This window comes from Pseudomonas sp. D(2018) (genome assembly GCF_005502555.1).
Taxonomy (GTDB): domain Bacteria; phylum Pseudomonadota; class Gammaproteobacteria; order Pseudomonadales; family Pseudomonadaceae; genus Metapseudomonas; species Metapseudomonas resinovorans.
Window position 1 is genome coordinate 1 of sequence record NZ_SCOK01000076.1, and the last position, 18552, is coordinate 18552.

Here is an 18552-nt window from a genome sequence, read left to right on the forward strand (position 1 = left end):
TTTCTACTCAACCGCTTGCGCCTTCGATCCGATCTCTCTTCTCGTCAGCGGGAGGCGCATTCTACAGCGCTCAATCACGCTGTCAACACCTCCTTTCCAACTTCATTCGCCAGCGGCGAACCTTGCGAAGCGGAACCTCCCAGCACCCTCACCAACCACTTAACTCATTGATCTACAAGGAGTTTTGCTTGGCAACTGCGCCGGAAGAGGTGCGCATTATAGGGATGCAGATTCTGCCGTCAATACTTAATTGAAAGGTTTTTCCATCATCCCTTTTCTCTATATAGAGGGGCACTCGCGCGGCCAGCCAACGCTTCCGTTCAGAGAGCAAGGTGGACAATCGATCCTCAGCTCTCACTCAACGTCATGAGAATGTCGGCGTACCAGGTGCAGTTGAGTCCCAGTGCTTCGTCCTGCACCAAGTCGCGGCTGCCCATGTCGAGGCGGGCGGAGTGGACGCCAAGCAGCATCCAGGGCAGGTCACCAAGGTTCTGGTTCTCTTCCGGGGCGCGCATCACCACGGGGGCGCCGCTGGTGCCTCGGTGGGTACGGGCGTCGGTGAGGAAGTAGCCTTGCCCCTGGAAGCGCAGGCCGAACGATGAGGCGACGATGGCATGTCGCACCACCGGCATGTGGTGCAGGCTGTCGTGGAAGCCGAGGGGAAAGCCCACTACCAGCAGTCCGGTGCCCGCCTCGATCAGGTCGCTAGGGGATTGCAGGTGCTCGGGTGTGAACGCGTGGTAGGCGGCTGTCTTCGGCAAGGCGGAGCGCTCGATTTCGAGCAGCGCGACATCCACGCTACCTGCAGCATCCCCGCCTTGGCGCCACAGGCTTTTGCCGTCGCGATACAGCGGCATGGAGAAGTCGCACGAGCACGCCATGTTGTGGCGGTCGGTGTGTAGTTCGATTTCGAGGCGATCGGGGAAGTGCCGGCTCGGCGTATCCACCAGCACGTGCCGACTGGTGACCAGGAAAAGGCGCTCGTCCCGGGCAAAGAAGAAGCCGCTGGCGTTGGTCAGTTGGCGTGACCCTGCATAGGTGCAGATGCGTACGGTACTGAGGAGCAGTGGTTCGATAACCGGCATTACGTAAGCTCCATCCGCTTGCGTCCCTGGGGTGGCGCTTCGCTGGATATCAGGCGCGCCACCCACGAGCATCCGCCCAGTCTAGCCTTTTGACTACGACTAACTGCCCCAGCCGGCAGGAAAAAGCCTACCCGGCAACCGGCTTGCGGTCCTACAAGCCAGATCTATAGCGTCACGCTCCGTTGCGGCTCTGGTCGCAGCCGGGATTAGAACCCCCGTTGATACACCGAGAAGTCAAACACGCCATAAGCAGGATCGGTGCGCTGCTCGCCAGCTCATCGCATCCCGGCAGTCTATGGCGGACCGTGCAGGGTGGGCTTTGCCCATCCGGCTTTGGCTTCTCGGCCGGGGTTCTAGCCCTGCACGGTCCGCCACCCCCCCCCGGTGGCGGCTACTCAGTTCCGAACATGGAGTTAGAACATGAGAGCCTCTTCCACGCATCTGCATCTCTCCCCTGCCCTGCCCCTCTGCCCGGAGGTGCGCCGTGACTGACTACCGCACGCCCACTACCTTTCGCCGCTACCGCCTGCCGCTGCGCGCGCTGTTGATCGATGATCGCGCCTGGTTCCTGTGTCGCGATCTGGCGAAGCTGGCCAGTTTCCGGCCGGATATCGACCTCTCGCTGAAGCTAGACCCGAATCAGTTGCGCACCGAGGTGCTGCGGCTGGAGGACGGCACCTTCAGCGAGGAACAGTTGGTGAACGAGAGCGGCATGCACCAGTTACTGCTGGTGTACTACTACCACCCCGAACATCGGAGCCTGCGCAGCTGGATCAGCGAAGAAGTGGTGCCCGCCCTGGGCCGGCAGGACGCCCCCGGCCAGCAACCGCGCCGACGGTTAATGCACTGGCAGGGGCAGGAGTTGAACCTGATGGAGTGGCAAGGCTCGCTGTGGATTCGCTACGAGGACATGCCGCGCATCCAGGGGCCGGTGCCGGAGCGAAAGGCACTGTCCTGAGAAGGCCGGCCCCAGGCGGCCGTGGGATGGGTCGGGCGGCGTTCCGCAGGGGAGCGAACCCCGTGCGGGAGCCATGGGCGATGGGTTTCGCAAGCTCTACCCATCCTACTAACCGCTCCAGGCGCCTGCAGGATGGGGCGGGAGGAGCCGCGACTCATCCCCGCTCGATGCGGAAGCTATCCACCAGCCGGCGCAGCTCGCCCGAGCGTCCATCCAGGCTTTCGCACACCACCAGTGCCTGTCGCTGGCTGGCCTGGACCTGCTGGTTGAGTGTGGATATCTCGCCCACTTCACGGCTGATGGATTCGACCACCGCGCGTTGCTGTTCGGTGGCGGCGGCGACGGACTGGTTCATTTCGTCTATGTCGGCCAGGCGGCGCATGACGGCATCGATACCTTCGCAGGCCTGGGCGATGACTTCGACGCTGCGTTCGCCGTGGGTGTGGCTGGCGAGCATGGCGGCGCGAGGGCCAACTGGACCTGGCGCTCTGCTCCCAGCCGGCCAGCCGCTACAGCGATGGTTTCCATTGGACCGAGCTTTACGTGCAACCCACGGCCCTCGCGGTGCGCAAGGGACACCCCCTGCGCGACGCCCACTCGCTGGCCGAGCTGCGTGAGCAGCAATGGCTGCTGCAGGACTCGCTGGACAAGTCCCGCGTCGGCCTGATGTTCGAGGAGTTTCAGGTCCCCCTGCCCGAGCGCGTGATCGAGTGCTCTTCGGGCGTGATGTTCTGCGAGCTGGCACGCAACACCGACGTCATCAGCTACTGGCCGCTGCGCGTGCTGGAATACGTGCAGAAGCTCGGCCAGGAACTGGACGTGCTCGACCTGCAGGAGCAGGTGCCGCCGCTGAATATCTCGCTGGTCTACCGCGACCAGGAGCTGATCACCCGCGAGGCCCGTGCCCTGGCCGACGAACTGGTGTTCGTCTTCAAGAGTCCCCACGCCGCGAAGGTCTGAGACCTACAGCGTCTGGCGAAATGAGCCGGGCGAACCCTGCCCGCGTAGGGGGTTCGGCGTACCCGCACGGTGCTACTATCGCTCACCGCTGCTGGGCCCCCGGCCCGTTCGGCAGAGCAATCCCCCTCATCTCTCCCTGAAAACCACGGGTAACCACCATGGAAATGGATTGGAACCAGGCCCTGCAGGAAAGCCTGAGCTGGCTGGCAGTCGCCTCCCTGATCACCATTGCCGCGTTCGCTGCCGCGGGAACTCTGGCGGTACGCTTCACCCGCTGGGGTAGCCAGTTCTGGCAGATCGCCGGCCCCTACCTCAGCCCGAAACACAGCTGGCGCCCTCTGCTGGTGTTCATCGTGCTGCTGGTCCTGACGCTGTTCTCGGTGCGCATGAACGTGCTGTTCTCGTTCTGGTACAACGGCTTCTACAGCGCCCTGCAGGGGCTGGACCAGAAGGCTTTCTGGTACTTCCTCGGGGTGTTCTCGATCCTCGCCACCATCCATGTGCTGCGCGCGCTGTTCAACTACTACGTGACCCAGGCCTTCAGCATCCGTTGGCGGGTATGGCTCAACGACCGGATGACCGCTGACTGGATGAAGGGCGATGCCTACTACCGTGGCCAGTTCCTCGCCGAGCCGGTGGACAACCCCGACCAGCGTATCGAACTGGACGTGAACTCCTTCGTCACCGGCTCGGTGTCCCTCGCGCTCGGTGCCGTCAGCGCACTGGTGTCGCTGGTGGCCTTCACCGGCATCCTCTGGGGCCTTTCCGCGCCCCTGGAAGTCGGCGGCGTGGAGATTCCCCGGGCGATGGTCTTCGCCGTTTACATCTACGTGATCATCGCCACCTGGATCGCCTTCCGCCTCGGCCGCCCGCTGATCCGCCTGAACTTCCTGAACGAAAAACTCACCGCGAACTTCCGTTACGCGCTGATGCGCCTGCGCGAATACGCCGAGAACGTGGCGTTCTACCAGGGCAACGACATCGAGCGGCACACGCTGCTGGGCCGCTTCTCCGCGCTGATCAGCAACGTCTGGGCGCTGGTGTACCGAAGCCTGAAATTCGACGGTTTCAACCTTGCCATCAGCCAGGTGGCGGTGGTTTTCCCCTTCATCCTGCAAGCCCCGCGTTTCTTCAGTGGCGCCATCAAGCTGGGCGACGTGATGCAGACCTCCCAGGCCTTCGGCCAGGTGCAGGACTCGCTGTCGTTCTTCCGGACCTCCTACGACGCCTTCGCCCAATACCGCGCCACCCTCGACCGTCTCACCGGCTTCCTCGATGCCAACCAGCGGGCACGCACCCTGCCCCGCGTCACCACGCACGAACAGGCCAAGGTGCTGGAAATCGAAGGCATGCAGGTGCTGCGCCCTGACGGCTTTCGGCTGCTGGCCGACCTGAACCTGAGCCTCGCGCCCGGCCAGGCACTGCTGATCAAGGGGCCATCGGGCAGCGGCAAGACCACCCTGCTGCGCGCGCTGGCCGGGCTCTGGCCTTACGCCGAGGGGGCGGTACGACGCCCCGGCGGCAACCAGGCCCTGTTCCTTTCGCAGCGCCCCTACCTGCCGCTGGGGGACCTGCGCACGGCGATCGCCTATCCGGCCACCAGCGCCCCGGAGGACGAGGAGCGCCTCAAACAGGCACTGCGCCAGGTGAACCTCGCCCACCTGGCCGACCGGCTCGACCTCAGCCAGGACTGGACGCGCATACTCTCCGTCGGCGAGCAGCAGCGTCTGGCCTTCGCCCGGGTACTGTTCAACCGGCCGCAGATCGTCTTCCTCGACGAATCCACCTCGGCCATGGACGAAGGCCTGGAGCATGCCCTCTACTCGCTGCTGCGCAACGAAATGCGCGATGCCATGCTGGTCAGCATTGGCCACCGCAGCACCCTGTCGCTTTTCCATACCCACCGCCTGGAGCTGGACGGTCAAGGCGCCTGGTCACTGATGGAACAGCAACCGGCGCTCGAGGCGAACGTCTAGTCCGTCCCATACGCGGCCGGGCCAGCATCGAGCGCGGTCACGACCGACGAAAAAGCCCCTGGGGATCGGCAATCCCCAGGGGCTTTCTTTATGGACTGCCAGCGCATGACACGCAGAAACGCCCGACCTGCCACTGCAACTCGGTGCCCAGCCGTGCCAGCTCGATGCTGGCCGTGGCGTCCGCACCTGCCTTCGGCTCCCGGATACCAGCGGGCGCCCAGCACGCCTCATTCCGGATCCTGACCGCACCTCACGTATCCAGGTTGGTGCAAGAAGCGCATCCATTCCTGTATGCAATCGACCACAACAACAGTCCACAACCTCTGGAGCGCGGTTTTGCGGACCATGGCCTGCTCCTTGCTATGAGTCATCCCGAGTAGAAGCGGTCAGCGCGGGTCGGAGGATTCCGCGCGGGACATTGCTCTTGCGGCTCAGGCCGCACACCCGGCAAGGGTGTCCGCCCCGGTATTGGCCGGGGTGGGAGAGGCATGTCCAGATGGCAGCCCTTGCCGGTCACCTCAATGACTACAAGCAAGGGAACATCCGATGAAGCATCGCATCGCCTCGCGCGCCAGCATCCCCACCCTGGTTCTCGCCCTCGGCGCCACGCCCCTGGCCGCCCAGGCCGGGCCGCTGCTGTGGAGCGACAGTAGCCTGAGCTACCTCTACGGCACCGACTACAAGGTGGACGGCAACGGCGCCGGCAAGACCCAGCAGACCATCACCTTCGAGCACGCCAGCGGCTGGAGCTGGGGCGATGTCTTCCTCTTCGTCGACAACAAGTGGTTCAACGGCGTCCACGGCAGCGACGGCCACAGCTACTACGGCGAGTTCTCACCGCGCCTGTCCCTGGGCAAGATCAGCGACACGCGCCTCGCCTACGGCCCGATCAAGGACGTGCTCATCGCCGCCACCTACGAGCGCGGCAAGGACCGCAACCGCAAGTACCTGCTGGGGCCGGCGCTGGACCTGGACATTCCCGGCTTCGACCGCTTCTCGCTGAACACCTACTACCGCAAACCCGACGGCATCACCGGCAAGGCCTCGGGCCAGTGGCAGATCAACCCCACCTGGGCCATGACCATTCCGGTGGGCCGTTCCGACATCCTCTTCGATGGTTACCTGGAGTGGTACGTCAACGACGTGGGCACCAAGGGCAAGTCCGACTATGTCGCCCGCAGCTTCCACTTCAATCCGCAGATCAAGTACGACCTGGGCAAGGCTCTGGGCCATGGCGCCAAGACCTTCTACGCGGGCATCGAGTACGACTTCTGGTCCGACAAATACGGCATCGAGGACAGCCGTGGTTTCCCCACGGACCAGAGCGCCATCAGCCTGCTGCTGAAAGCGCACTTCTAAGCAGGCCGGGGGCGCAATGCCCCCGGTTCCGTTATGCGCGCGGCGTTACCGCAATCGCTAGCAGTCCAGCTCCAGCCGCCCGCTCCGGCAACCCGACACGCAAGGCAACAGCCATTCGCCACTGTCCCGTTCGGCGTCGGACAGGAACTGGTCGCGGTGCTCCGGCGTGCCAGCAAGCACGCGGGTCAGGCAGCAACCGCACATGCCCATCCCGCATGAGGTGGGAATGGCGACACCCGCACGTGCAGCGGCATCCACCAGGGTTTCGCCCTCCCCCACCTGCACCGAACGACCACTGCGCGCCAGCACCAGTTCCAACCCTGCGGACGGGGTGACGACCTCGCCGGACGGCGCCTGGAAATGCTCCTGGAACAGGGCCTCCGCCGGCCAGCCCGTCGCTTCAGCCTGCTCCAGCACCGTCGCCATGAAGGGTGCCGGCCCGCAGGTGTACAGCGTCGCGCCAGGCCGCCAGGCAGGCAGTTCGGCCCGCAGTCGCGCCATGACCCCGGCACCGTCCAGGCCATGAACCAGCCTGGCCGACGCGTCGCCCGCCAGCTCATCGGCGAATGCGGCGTGGGCGGGACTGCGGGTGAAATACAGAAGGCGCGCCGGGCGCGCATCGCGGCGGCACTGGCGATACATGGCCAGCAGGGGTGTGATGCCGATCCCCGCCGCCACCAGCAGCACTTCACCCTGCCCGTCCCGCAACGGGAACATATTGCGCGGTGCGCCGACCTCCAGCCGCGAGCCGATGCGCAACCGCTCGTGCAGCCAGCGGGAGCCGCCACGGGAGGTTTCCTCCTGCTTCACCGCCAGGCGCACACAGCCTTCGCCGGCCAGGTTGGTCAGCGAGTACTGGCGCACCAGCCCGCTTTCCAGGCGGATATCCACATGGGCACCGGGCTCCCAGTGCCACGCCAGGGGAACATCCTCGGCTGGCCGCAGCTCGATACCGAGGATGCCAGCGGCCTCTTCCCGCAGGCTGCGCACGCGCATGTTCAGCCAGCTCATGCCCGTACCCCCGCGCGTTGCTGCAGGCCCACGACTGCGCGGGCGGCTTCGCGGCCCAGCTCAGCGAGGTCGAGGCCGGGAATCCGGTCGTCGTCCACCACCCGTTCGCCGCCGACCAGCAAGGCGCGAAGCCGGGCACGGCCGCCACAGGCGATGGGGCCGATGGCTGGATCGTGCAGGCCGAAGTAGCGCGGGTCGTCGAGGGCATAGATGGCCAGGTCAGCCGCCTGCCCGACCGCCAGGGTGCCGAGCTGGTCAAGGCCAAGGACCTTGGCGCCGCCCGCCGTCCCCCAACGCAGCACGTCTTCGATGGACGCCGCGTCGGCGCCCCCCTCGAAGGTGCCACCCGCGTAGCGCGGCCGTGCCCGCTCACCCTTGCGCGCCCGCTGCAACAGCCAGGCGGCGTGGGTTTCCGAAAGCATGTCGGCGGCCTCGTTGGAGGCAGCACCATCAACGCCGATGGACACCGCCACCCCGGCCGCCTCCAGCGCCGGCAGATCGGCGATGCCACTGCCCAGGCGTCCATTACTCTGCGGGCAGTGGGCGATGCCGCTGCCGCTGTCCCCCAGCAGACGGATTTCTTCGGGCAGCAACTTCACCAGATGGGCGAACCAGACGTCCGGGCCGAGCCAGTCCTGTTCGGCGCAGAACTGCACCGGCGTCATGCCGAACTTGGCCCGCGCGGCATCCAGGTAGTCCACGGTTTCCGAAAGGTGACTGTGCAGGCGAAGGCCCAGCCGACGCGCCAGCGCGGCAATCTCCCGCAGCTCCTGCGCCGTGGTGGAGTGCAGGGTGGTGGTGGGCGCGGCCACCACGCGGCGGTGGGCATCGCCGGCCGGGTCGTGATAGCGGGCGGTGAGCCGTTCCAGGTCGGCCAGAAAGGCGTCCAGGGTTTCCGGTCGCAGCGCCTGAGGCAGGTCCGCTTCCAGCTGACGGGCCTGGGTGGCACCACCCCGGCAGAGCACGAAACGCAGCCCGAGGGACTCGGCTTCCTCGAAGAGAATGGCCGCGCCGTCGAAGGGCATGCCCGGGTAGTACAGGTAATGATGGTCGGCCACGGTGGCGCAGCCGGAACGGGCCAGTTCCACCAGACCGATCCGTGCGGCAAGGCGGAAGCTGTGCTCGTCGAAGGCCGCGCGGAAGCGATAGGGCGTGGTCGCGAGCCAAGCGGTGAGGCTCTGGTCGAGGCCTTCCGGTTCGCCCTTTAGCAACGACTGGAAGAGGTGATGGTGGGTATTCACCCAGGCCGGGTAGACGACGCAGTCACGGGCGTCTATCTGCGACTCGCCGGCTAGCGGGTCGAGCCGGCCAAGGGCGGCGATGCGTCCATCGCGGATGCGGATATCCGGCCCGGCGTGACGCGCCGCGTCCCCGGTAAGGCCGGTGAGAATGGCGCTGGCATTGCGGATCAGCCAGCTCTTGGAATCGGTCATGACGACGCTCCGTCAAGGCTCCCCGGAACGGCGCGGTGAAGGAGCCGGATCACCGCAACCGCTCCGGGAGAGACAGGGTTGGGCCACTGCGCAGGTCAGCGGCCGGAATCAGGCAAGGCGGGGCTCAGCCCTGCTCGCTTTCGTGCCAGTGCCCGAGGCACACCCGTGCCAGCATAGCCATCAGGCAGAACAGGGCGACGCCGGTGACGGCAATCAGCAGCAGCGCGGCGAACAGTCGGGGAATGTTCATCTGAAAGCCCGCCTGGAGAATCTGGTAGGCCAGCCCCGCGCCGGTGCCGCCGGTGCCGGCGACGAACTCCGCCACTACCGCGCCGATCAGCGCCAGCCCCGAGGCTATGCGCAGCCCGCCGAAGAAGTACGGCAACGCGCTGGGGATACGCAGGCGCAGCAGGGTCTGCCAGCGGCCGGCACGGTTCAGGCGGAACAGGTTGAGCAGGCCAGGGTTGACGCTGCGCAGCCCCAGCACGGTATTGGCGATCACCGGGAAGATGGCCACCAGGGTGGCGCAGACCACCAGCGCCAGGGTGGTGTTGCTGACCCAGATGATGATCAGCGGCGCGATGGCCACCACCGGCGTGACCTGCAGCAGGATGGCGTAGGGGAACAGGCTCGCCTCGATCACCCGGCTCTGCACGAAGAGAAAGGCCAGCGCCACGCCCAGGGTCACCGCCAGGGCGAAGGAGAGGAAGGTGATGGTCAGGGTGGTCCAGAGCGCCCCCAGCAGCATTGGGCCGTCGGTCAGCAGGGTACGGCCGATGTCCAGCGGACTCGGCACCAGGTAGGCGGGCACCTGCAACGCCACGCACAGGACTTGCCACAGGCCGAGCAGGACGATGCCCACCAGCACCGGTGCGGCGATGCGTTGAACGGTGGGGTGGGTCAGCCAGGGACGATGTTCAGTGTTCATGTTGAGCTCCTGTGTGGGAGGAAAACGCCCTCATCCCAGCCATCGCCCAGAGGGCTGGGAATGCACGAAAGTTGTCCATCAATGCCCGCCCTCCCCGTTCGCCTCGGCCAGCAGCGCCGACAGGTGCGCACACTGTTCGATGAAAGCGGATGACGTGCGGAAGGCGTCGTCCCGTTCCAGTGGACCGTCGATGGCCACGTCCGCCAGCACGCGGCCGGGTCGGGCGCCCATCACCACCACCCGCGAGGACAGGTACACCGCCTCGAAGATGCTGTGGGTGACGAACACCACCGTCAGGTCGCGGCTCGCCCAGAGCTGGCGCAGGTCGCTGTCGAGGCGATTGCGGGTGAATTCGTCGAGGGCACCGAAGGGCTCGTCCATCAGCAACAGGTTGGGCTCGGTGGCCAGCGCACGGGCAATCGAGGCGCGCATCTGCATGCCACCGGACAGCTCCCGCGGGTAAACCCCACCGAAGCGGCCGAGGCCCACCAGTTCCAGCGCGGCTTGAACCCGGGGCACGCTTTCGGCCTTGGGTACGGCGGCCAGGTCCAGCGGCAGGCGCACGTTGTCGGCCACCTTCGCCCAGGGCATCAGCGTCGCCTCCTGGAACACCATGGCCAGGCGCTGACCGCTGCCCGCGTCATCGAGGCGGCCCTTGCCCCACCAGCGCACATGGCCGGCGGTCGGCTGTTCCAGCCCGGCGAACATCTTCAGCAGCGTGCTCTTGCCACAACCGGAGGGGCCGAGCAGCGAGACGAACTCGCCACGGCCGATCTCGAGCTTCATGCGTTGCAGTGCCTGGGTGCCATTGGGGTAGACCTTTTCCACCTGGTTGGCGAGCAGGACCGGGCGCTCTTCCGCCAACACCGGCGGCAGGTTCATGGCGGCGTTCACAGCGGCACCCCCTCGGCGCGAAAGCATTCCTCCTCACCGTGCTTCTGCAGGAGCGCGAAGAGCTGCTTGCGCATGATCAGGCCCGGCTTGTCCGACTCCATGTGGAACTCGACCCGGCGACGGGTATCGACGCAGGCGTCGTAGTCGGTGGCTTCGAGGATGTCCTGGTCCTCGCGGGTGATGGGGGCATCCCAGGCGATCAGTTCCCCGGTGCTGCAGTTCTCCTCGCTGTCGTTGCGGTAGAGCCACTGCACCAGCTGGATGCGCTTGTCGTCGATGGGCGTGGCGCAGTTGTAGATGATGTGGTGAATGCCGCTGTCCGGGTAGGTACAACCGAAGCGCCGCACGAAGGGCAAGTACCAGCGGTTGAACAGGTGGCGTGTGGTGGTCGGCGCGCTGCTTCCGGTGACCCGGTGCCCGGACGGCGGGTTGTTGATCGGCACGACGGTTTCCGCCTCGAACCCCCAGTCGGTTTCCTCCAGGCGATAACTGGAAGGTTTGGGCTGGTCGAGCATGCCGAAATTGGCCCGGTGCACGAAGGAAAAGTGGGAGTTGTCGAAGCTGTTCTCCATGAAGCGCAGCGGGCTGGTCTTCCACTCCTCGTAGAACTGGAAGATGCGCCGGTATTGGGGCAGGCCATCCTCCTCGAACAGCGGGATGTCCTGCAGCGGCTCGCCGAGACAGACCCAGACGTAACCATACTGCTCCTTGCAGTGGAACGCCTGGGTCCGGGCGCCGGCGGGAATCGGCGCGCCTTCGGCCTGCTGCGGGATGCACACGCAGGCGCCGCTGCCGTCGTAACGCCAGCCGTGGTAGCCGCAGACGATGGTGCCGTCCTCCACCCAGCCTTTGGACAACTGGGCGGTGCGGTGGCAGCAACGGTCCGCCAGGGCCACCGGGCCTTCCTTGCCGAGGAACAGCACCAGGCGCTCGCCCAGCAGGGTGAAGGGCTGGGGGCCGGCGTCCAGATGGGCGACAGGCATCAGTGCGTACCAGAAACGGCGCAATACAGGTTGTTGGGTAACCAGCATGGTTCAGGTCCTCATCGAATTCGTTTCAGGCACGGGGTCAGGGATTGACTGCGGTCTGGGCCGGCGCGCCGGGCAGTACGTGGAGGTCGCGGACGAAGCGCAGGTCGTAGGCGTCCTTCGCATCCACCTCGGCCTTGAGCAGGCCGCTCTGCACCATGAAGTCGCGGGTGGCCTGCCAGCGGGTATCAGTCATCACGCCAATACCCCAGGTCGCCGCATCGCCGCCCTCCACCAGGCGGTACTCCTTGAGTTTCTCCACACCCCAGGCCAGCAGTTCGTCACTCATGTTCGGGTTGTCGCGCTTGATCAGCGCATTGGCCGGTGCCGGGTTGGCCAGGTAGCTGCGCCAGCCTTCCATGCTCGCCTTGACGAAGCGCGCGAGGACCTCCGGGCGCTGCTCGATCAGGTCGCGGCGGGTCACCAGCGTCGAGCCGTAGGGCGGATAGCCGTGATCGGCGAAGAGGAAGAAGTTGGGTTTGATACCGGCCTTGGTGGCCTGCAGCAGCTCGGAACTGGCGTAGGCCTGCTGGGCTGCGGCGGGGTTGGCGAAGAACGGCTGCAGGTTGAAGGTGTACGGCCGCGCCTGGGCGTCGGAAAGGCCGTACTTCGCCTTCAGCCAGGGCCACCAGGTGGTCTGCCCGGAGGTGGACACCAGCACGGTCTTGTCCTTGAGCTGATCCAGGCTCTTCACGTCGGCGTGGGTCAACATGCCCTGGGGATCGCCCTGGAAGGCCGCACCAATGGCCACTACCGGCATGCCCGCCTCCACGCTCTTGAGTACCTGCAGGTCGTAGCTGGCGATCACATCGGCCTGGCGGTTGAGCAGCAGCTGCATGCCGTTCACCTGGGGCCCGCCCATGCGAATGGTGACGTCCAGCCCCTCGGCCTCATACAGGCCGGTGGCCAGCGCCTGGTAGAAGCCACCGTGCTCGGCCTGGGCATACCAGGAAGTGAGCAGCACCACCTTGTCGGCGGCCTGGGCCAGCGGCGCGGCAAGGGCGCCCGCCACAGCGAGCGGGAGCAGCAGTTGACGGGAGAAGCGGCGAGCGGCGGAGCGCAAGGCGGAGTAGCTGGTCATGGCGAAAATCTCCGAATCAAGGCACAGGAATGGGCCCCGCGTGCATGGCGCGAAACCCGTCAGAGAACCGGAGGGATGCTGGAAACGACGAGACACCGCCGCGCGGTTCTGACCGGCGAACAGGTGGAAGGGATGGGCAATGGCGAAGCGCATGACTGACATCTCTCTCGTCCAGGTCCGAAGACCATGACCAAGCACCCGCATACCGGGTGTGCGACCGGGGTGGCCGCAAGAGCAATGTCCCGCGCCGAAGGAACTCGTTCGGCGCTAACCGCTTCTACTCGCCAATCGCAAAGCCAGGAGCGTGCCAAGCCGCGAGAAAAGCCTGCAAAGCCTCATCCCAGAGCGCTTCGCTGAGGATATGGATGCAACCTGGCGCACCAGGATCGCGCTCAGGCCGGGTGCACCACGACATGAATGCGCCTCGTCGTGGTGCATCGGGATCAACTGCCTGACGGGCACGCCCCTGGGGAAATGGCTGACCCCGGAACGACCGGGGCCAGGGGACTCAGCTGAATCAGCGCGACAGGTGGCTGGAGAACTGCCCGATGGCGTTGACCACGCGTTGCGCGCCGTCCTGGATTTCGACGATGGCGGTGCCAGCCTGGCCGGACAGCTCAAGGCCCAGTTCGGCTTGCTGCCGACCGCGATCGATCATGGCGACGGCGCGTTCGGCCAGTTGCTGGTTCTGTTCCACCACCTTGGTGATTTCCACGGTGGCCGAACTGGTGCGCGAAGCCAGTTGGCGAACCTCGTCGGCCACCACCGCGAAGCCACGCCCCTGCTCGCCGGCGCGGGCGGCTTCGATGGCGGCGTTGAGGGCCAGCAGGTTGGTCTGGTCGGCGATCCCGCTGATGCTCTTGACGATGGCGCCGATGACCTGCGACTGCTGGTCCAGCGCTTCGATGCCCTGCACCGCTTCCTGCATTCGGATGGCCAGCTCACGCATGACATCCACCGTCTGCTGTACCACGGCGGCGCCGCGCTGCGCGCTGTCATCGGTGCCCCTGGAGGTCTCCAGGGCGATGCCGGCGGCCTCGGCCACGGCCGCTTCGCGGTTGACCTGATCGGTGATCACGGTGGCGAACTTGACCACTTTGTAGAGGCGGTCATGGGCGTCGATGATCGGGTTGTAGGAAGCTTCCAGCCAGACCGTGCGGCCGTGGCGATCCACACGCTTGAAGCGATCGGCGACGAATTCGCCGCGACGCAGCTTGTCCCAGAAGGCCTGGTACTGCGACGAGTTGTACTCGACCGGCTCGCAAAACAGGCGGTGATGCTTGCCACGGATCTGCTCCAGGCTGTAACCCATGGCGTCGAGGAATTTATCGTTGGCGGCCAGCACCTCGCCGTCCAGGTTGAACTCGATCACCGCCGTGGAACGCTGCAAGGCGTTGATCAGGTTCTCGTGCTCGCGGGAAGTCTCGATGGTGCGGGTCAGGTTGCTGGCGTAGATGGAAAAGCGCTGGAGCTTGCCGGCGCTGTCGCGGATCGGCTGCAGGATGCAACGCAGCCAGGCCTCCTCGCCATCGCCGCGCAACAGGCGCACCACCCCAGCCAGATGCTCACCACGTTCCAGCGCGGTCTTCAGCCGCAGGTGGAACTCCAGGCCACGCACATGCTGGGGAATCAGCTCCAGCAGCGCTCGACCGAACAATTGGTCGGCGCGATAGAGCATTTCCTTTTCGAAATGGGCGTTGACCGACTCGATGCGACCACGGGCGTCGAGGCAGAGCGCGAGCATTTCCTCATCGAGGCTGGCGCGAACCTGCTGGATGGAGGACAGCTCTTCGCGCAGGCTGCGCAGTTCCTGTTTCAGGCGGGAGTTGAACATGTCAGGACTCGGGGAAAAGAAAACGCAGGGAGGTATCTCCTGCATCGGCAGCGGCGACCGCTTCTTTAGGCCCCTCGCCCCCCTGGCTGATTACTGGGATGCCGGCAGCGTGCTTCTGGGGAAAGTGATGTGCGCGCCCGCTGAGGGACGGCAGGCGCCGTGAAGATGGGTGACGTCCATGTCGCTTGATCGCATTCTGCCACTAGCCATTCGGGCAGCGCTACAACTAAAAAACACGCTCATTCATCCCCTGTGGGAATGCCGGAATGTTTCAGCATCATCCAGCGTGGGATCGAACCGTGGGTCGTCCGGATCGCGCTCCAATTCCAGATCAATGTAATCGGGGTCGATCAGCCAGCGCGGAAATTCGCCCTGGCTCTTGTTGTCATTACCGGAAAGGCCGCCTCTTCGCTCACTACTCATGCTGCACCTCGCGGGACCGACAGGGTCCTTACCCATTTGAGTCGGCAGCACGGCACGGCGCTCAAGGCCATCGGTCGCCGGCGTCGAACACCGAGCCATGCCCGTGGCACACACCCTGTAGGGGCGAGTTCATCGGCTTTGTCTGCGTTACGTGTTGCAAGCAACTGCATCGCCCGTAGGAACTGGCTTGCCAGCGAATGGCCCCGTTTCGCTGGCAAGCCAGCTCCTACATGGCTCTTGGCCAGATGGTCAATCTCTCGCAACAGCCAACGCAGGCATCGCCAATTCATTCGCCAAGGAGGGCCGCACAGCGGCCCCGCCGGTTGGACAGGACACCTTCGCCGACAAGCGGGCTCCTACGGGCCTGCCGCGCAGGCCGCTCCTCAAGGAAAAGGCGCCAGCCCCTTGCGAAGCTGGCGCCCGGAATAAGAAAGCGGGGCCGGTGTGAGGGCACCGAACCCCGGTGGACGATGCGGCGATGCGAGCAGGATCGCAGCCCGGCCACAAGGATCTCCTCCTCCCGTACTGGCGAGAGGGAGTGCTAGGGAACAGTGGCGCCAGAAGGCACCGGGGCCTGGTGGCGGATCAGTGACGGCGATCCGGCCGGACCAGGCCCAGTTTTTCGATTCGGTAGCGCAGCATGTCCCGCGTCAGGCCCAGCAGGCGGGCGGACTTGGTGACATTCCAATCGGTCTTGTCGAGCATGCGGATGACCAGGCCCCGCTCGTCCTCGGGCTCGGCGCCATTGCCGTTGCCATGGGTGCGGTAGTGACTGGACGACTCGTCCACCAGGCTCGGGCAGATGTGCAGTTGTGCGGCACTCACCAGTTGTCCCTGGGCCAGCAGCACGGTCTGTTCGAGCATGTTGCGCAGCTCGCGCACGTTGCCTGGCCAGCTGTAGCTCTGCAGCAGATGCTCGGCCTCGCTGGTGAACTGCAGCCCCGGCTTGCCATAGCGCTTGCCGTGCTGCTTCAGGAAATGCCGGGCCAACAACAGGATGTCGTCGCCACGTGCGTACAGGCGCGGCACGCGGATGGAGATGATGCGCAGGCGGAAGAACAGGTCCCGGCGGAATTTGCCCTGCTGCACCATCTGCTCCAGGTTGCAGTTGGTGGCGCTGATGATGCGCAGGTTGACCTTGCGCTCCTTCACCGAGCCGATGCGGCGGATGGTGCGGTCCTCCAGCAATTTGAGCAGCTTGGCCTGGAGCACCAGGTCCATTTCGCCCACTTCGTCGAGGAACAGGGTGCCGCCGTCAGCCGCCTCCACCAACCCCAGGCGACGCTCCTTGGCATCGGTAAAAGCACCCTTCTCATGGCCGAACAGTTCGGCTTCCAGCAGGTGCGCAGGAATCGAGGCGCAGTTGAACTCGACAAATGGCCCTTTGCTCCGCGCGCCGTCGAAGTGGAGGGCACGGGCGATCAGTTCCTTGCCAGTGCCTGTCTCGCCTTCGACCAGCACCGCCGGCAACTCGGCATCGACCATGCGGCTTTCGGCATCCAGCAGCTGGCACACCATGGATTTGACTTCCAGCATCGCCGGCGACTCGCCGATCATCGCCGCCAGCCCGGCATCCTGCGCCGCACGGCTGTGATAGAAATCCAGCTTGTGCTCCAGGCGTTGGGCCTCCAGGGCCTTGTCCAGCAACAGCTTGAGCTCGGCCAGGGCCACCGGCTTGGTCAGGTAATGGAAGGCACCGGCCTTCATCGCCTGCACCGCGTCCTCGATGTTGCCGTAGCCGGTCATCATGATCGGCTTGATCTGCGGCGCGCGGTTGCTCACCTCGCGAATCAGCTCATGGCCGCTCATGCCCGGCAGGGAGTTGTCGGTGAGCAGCACGTCGGGCACCTGGTCCTGCAGCAGTTCCAGCGCCTCTTCGGCCGAGTGGCAGACCAGCGCCTCGAAGTTCTTGCGCTCGAGGTAGACCTGGATGTTGCCGGCCAGCAGCTCGTCGTCTTCGACTATCAGTACGCTGTGTTCCATTACCCCCGCCCCCCAGCGACCTTGAAGTTCAGGCAGATGCGGGTGCCTTCCCGCTCACGGCTGGTCAGGCTGACCTTGCCGCCGAAGCGTTCCATGATGCGTTTGACCATCACCAGCCCCACGCCCAGCCCACCCTGCTTGGTGGTGTAGTAGGGCTTGAAGGCCATGGTTTCCTGCTTGCGCGTCATGCCCTGGCCGGTGTCGGTAATGGCCAGCATCAGGCGCTTGCCGGTGCTGTCGGGCTTGACCTCGATGCGCAGCAGACCGCCATTGGGCATCGCCTCGATAGCGTTGGCGAACAGGCTGTTGAGCACCTGCGCCAGCAGCACCCGGTGGCTGACCACCGCGGGCGCCGCCTCGGCATGGAACTCCACCCGCACGCCGCTATGGCGGATCTGCTGATCGAAGCCATGCAACGCCTCGTTGATCACCGCAATCGGCTCCACCTCCTCGAAATCACCGGAGAGCGGCCGCGCCGAAATCAGCAGCTCGCGCACCCACTTAGACATGCGATCCACCTGGCTGATGATGTCCGCGATGTTCTTCTGCACCGGCGGGGCCACCAGTTCCTGGGCCAGTTCGGCACTGGAGCGGATCGACGCCAACGGGTTGCGCAGGCTATGGGCCACAGCGGAAGACATTTCGCCCAGGGCGACGAAGGTCTCGTTGGCGATCAGTTGGCTCTGCTGCTGGGCCAACAGGCCCGAGGCACGGCGCACGATCCAGAACAGACCGAAGTAGATCAGGCCGCCGCCAATGGCGGTGGCCAGCCAGATCAGCACGAAGCCGCGCTGGATGCGCTGCACCAGGTCGCGGGGCTCCTTGTAGATTTCCACCACCGAAGCGACGTTGCCCTGGTCGTCCAGCAGCGGGATGTAGTTCTCGATGAACAGGGTGCGCGGCGCGCGGAGGAACTTCTGCTCACTGCGCCCACCGGTGACCTCGTCATAACTGGAAGCCACCTGCATCGGCGACGAGAAGGCCTGTTCCAGGTCCTCGTTGCCACTCAGGTCCTTGCCCACCAGTGCCGGGTTGGTCGACCACACGATCACCCGGTCGGCACCGTAGATATTCGCCAGCAGGGCATCGGGCAGCATGGCAATGTGGTCGAGGAACTCGTTGCGCGCCCGCTGCCGTGCTTCCAGCATGGTTTGCGGATGGTGGCCATCCTGGCGGGCGTCCAGCAGCTCGCCCATGGTCATGCTCGCCGGCAGCGCCACATGGCGGATCTCGGCCTGCGCGATGGACTGGATGAACTGCGAGCTGAGCATGGCATCGCGTTCGATGCTCTCGGTCACCACGAAACGCGTGGAAATGACCCCGAGGCCGATGGCCACGCTCGCGATCACCACCAGGCTGACCAGCGAGAACCAGCGCAGCAGGTTGAACTGCGGAGGTGGCGAGTCGCCGGCCTTGCCGGTTGCGTACTTATCCCAGATCACCGACAGAGCGCTCATGGAAACCTTCCTATGCGTTGCGTGATGGGTTCGACCCGTCGTGCCAACCGGGCGGCCTTGGACGCAGGTACCAGTGCATAAACCAGGCCCGTTTTACCGGTTTGGCGTGAAAGCCCCGCTCCATGCGGCCTCCCCCCGGTTC

Annotated in this window: 16 protein-coding genes and 1 pseudogene; 4 read left to right on the forward strand and 13 right to left on the reverse strand. The window is 65.4% G+C overall.

The features are described from left to right. Positions 1 to 347: 347 nt before the first annotated feature. Positions 348 to 1085: a serine protease gene (locus FFS60_RS26765; RefSeq protein WP_028630872.1), complete on the reverse strand. Its 738-nt coding sequence runs from the start codon at positions 1083 to 1085 to the stop codon at positions 348 to 350. A gap of 484 nt (positions 1086 to 1569) precedes the next feature. Here FFS60_RS26765 and FFS60_RS26770 point away from each other — a divergent pair, with 484 nt between their 5' ends. Further along, positions 1570 to 2043, forward strand: coding sequence for a phage antirepressor (locus FFS60_RS26770; protein ID WP_137823699.1), 474 nt, complete (start codon positions 1570 to 1572; stop codon positions 2041 to 2043). 154 nt (positions 2044 to 2197) lie between these two features. Here the strand turns inward: FFS60_RS26770 and FFS60_RS26775 are convergent, their stop codons facing one another. After that, positions 2198 to 2500, reverse strand: a complete 303-nt coding sequence (locus tag FFS60_RS26775; protein ID WP_171016588.1) for a hypothetical protein — start codon at positions 2498 to 2500, stop codon at positions 2198 to 2200. Between the two features lie 17 nt (positions 2501 to 2517). Here FFS60_RS26775 and FFS60_RS26780 point away from each other — a divergent pair, with 17 nt between their 5' ends. The 3 genes from FFS60_RS26780 to FFS60_RS26790 all read left to right on the forward strand — a co-directional run bounded on the left by FFS60_RS26780 (position 2518) and on the right by FFS60_RS26790 (position 6338). Continuing rightward, a complete protein-coding gene (locus FFS60_RS26780) occupies positions 2518 to 3003 on the forward strand; it encodes a LysR substrate-binding domain-containing protein (protein ID WP_081668164.1) in 486 nt (161 codons plus the stop codon). A gap of 158 nt (positions 3004 to 3161) precedes the next feature. Continuing rightward, the gene (locus FFS60_RS26785; protein WP_137823700.1) at positions 3162 to 4979 is read left to right on the forward strand and encodes an ABC transporter ATP-binding protein/permease; all 1818 of its coding nucleotides are present in this window, start codon (positions 3162 to 3164) and stop codon (positions 4977 to 4979) included. A 546-nt stretch (positions 4980 to 5525) separates the two neighbouring features. Then, complete coding sequence (locus FFS60_RS26790) at positions 5526 to 6338, forward strand: outer membrane protein OmpK (RefSeq protein WP_036997863.1); 813 nt, start codon at positions 5526 to 5528, stop codon at positions 6336 to 6338. 57 nt (positions 6339 to 6395) lie between these two features. Here the strand turns inward: FFS60_RS26790 and FFS60_RS26795 are convergent, their stop codons facing one another. From FFS60_RS26795 to FFS60_RS26840, 11 genes and pseudogenes are all read right to left on the reverse strand, one after another. Further along, positions 6396 to 7349: a PDR/VanB family oxidoreductase gene (locus tag FFS60_RS26795; protein ID WP_137823701.1), complete on the reverse strand. Its 954-nt coding sequence runs from the start codon at positions 7347 to 7349 to the stop codon at positions 6396 to 6398. Further along, positions 7346 to 8782, reverse strand: coding sequence for an amidohydrolase family protein (locus FFS60_RS26800; protein WP_137823702.1), 1437 nt, complete (start codon positions 8780 to 8782; stop codon positions 7346 to 7348). Before FFS60_RS26800 ends, FFS60_RS26795 begins: the two co-directional genes overlap by 4 nt. A gap of 124 nt (positions 8783 to 8906) precedes the next feature. Next, complete coding sequence (locus FFS60_RS26805) at positions 8907 to 9710, reverse strand: ABC transporter permease (protein ID WP_137823703.1); 804 nt, start codon at positions 9708 to 9710, stop codon at positions 8907 to 8909. Between the two features lie 78 nt (positions 9711 to 9788). Further along, positions 9789 to 10592, reverse strand: a complete 804-nt coding sequence (locus FFS60_RS26810; protein ID WP_137823707.1) for an ABC transporter ATP-binding protein — start codon at positions 10590 to 10592, stop codon at positions 9789 to 9791. 8 nt (positions 10593 to 10600) lie between these two features. After that, complete coding sequence (locus FFS60_RS26815; protein WP_028630864.1) at positions 10601 to 11635, reverse strand: aromatic ring-hydroxylating dioxygenase subunit alpha; 1035 nt, start codon at positions 11633 to 11635, stop codon at positions 10601 to 10603. A gap of 37 nt (positions 11636 to 11672) precedes the next feature. Next, positions 11673 to 12713, reverse strand: coding sequence for an ABC transporter substrate-binding protein (locus FFS60_RS26820; RefSeq protein WP_218570619.1), 1041 nt, complete (start codon positions 12711 to 12713; stop codon positions 11673 to 11675). A 517-nt stretch (positions 12714 to 13230) separates the two neighbouring features. After that, positions 13231 to 13809 carry a methyl-accepting chemotaxis protein gene (locus FFS60_RS29520; protein ID WP_371926522.1) on the reverse strand — a complete coding sequence of 193 codons (579 nt, stop codon included), beginning with the start codon at positions 13807 to 13809 and terminating at the stop codon, positions 13231 to 13233. Between the two features lie 9 nt (positions 13810 to 13818). Next, positions 13819 to 14592 (reverse strand): annotated as a pseudogene (locus FFS60_RS29525) (PAS domain-containing protein); the annotation flags it as partial. A gap of 198 nt (positions 14593 to 14790) precedes the next feature. Next, positions 14791 to 14970 (reverse strand): hypothetical protein, encoded by a 180-nt coding sequence (locus FFS60_RS26830; RefSeq protein WP_137823705.1) that lies wholly within the window; start codon positions 14968 to 14970, stop codon positions 14791 to 14793. 585 nt (positions 14971 to 15555) lie between these two features. Beyond that, entirely contained in the window at positions 15556 to 16953 is a 1398-nt protein-coding gene (locus tag FFS60_RS26835) for a sigma-54 dependent transcriptional regulator (protein ID WP_028630859.1), read from the reverse strand. After that, entirely contained in the window at positions 16953 to 18410 is a 1458-nt protein-coding gene (locus FFS60_RS26840; RefSeq protein ID WP_137823706.1) for a sensor histidine kinase, read from the reverse strand. The genes FFS60_RS26835 and FFS60_RS26840 overlap by 1 nt, the downstream gene beginning before the upstream one ends. Positions 18411 to 18552: the final 142 nt, after the last annotated feature.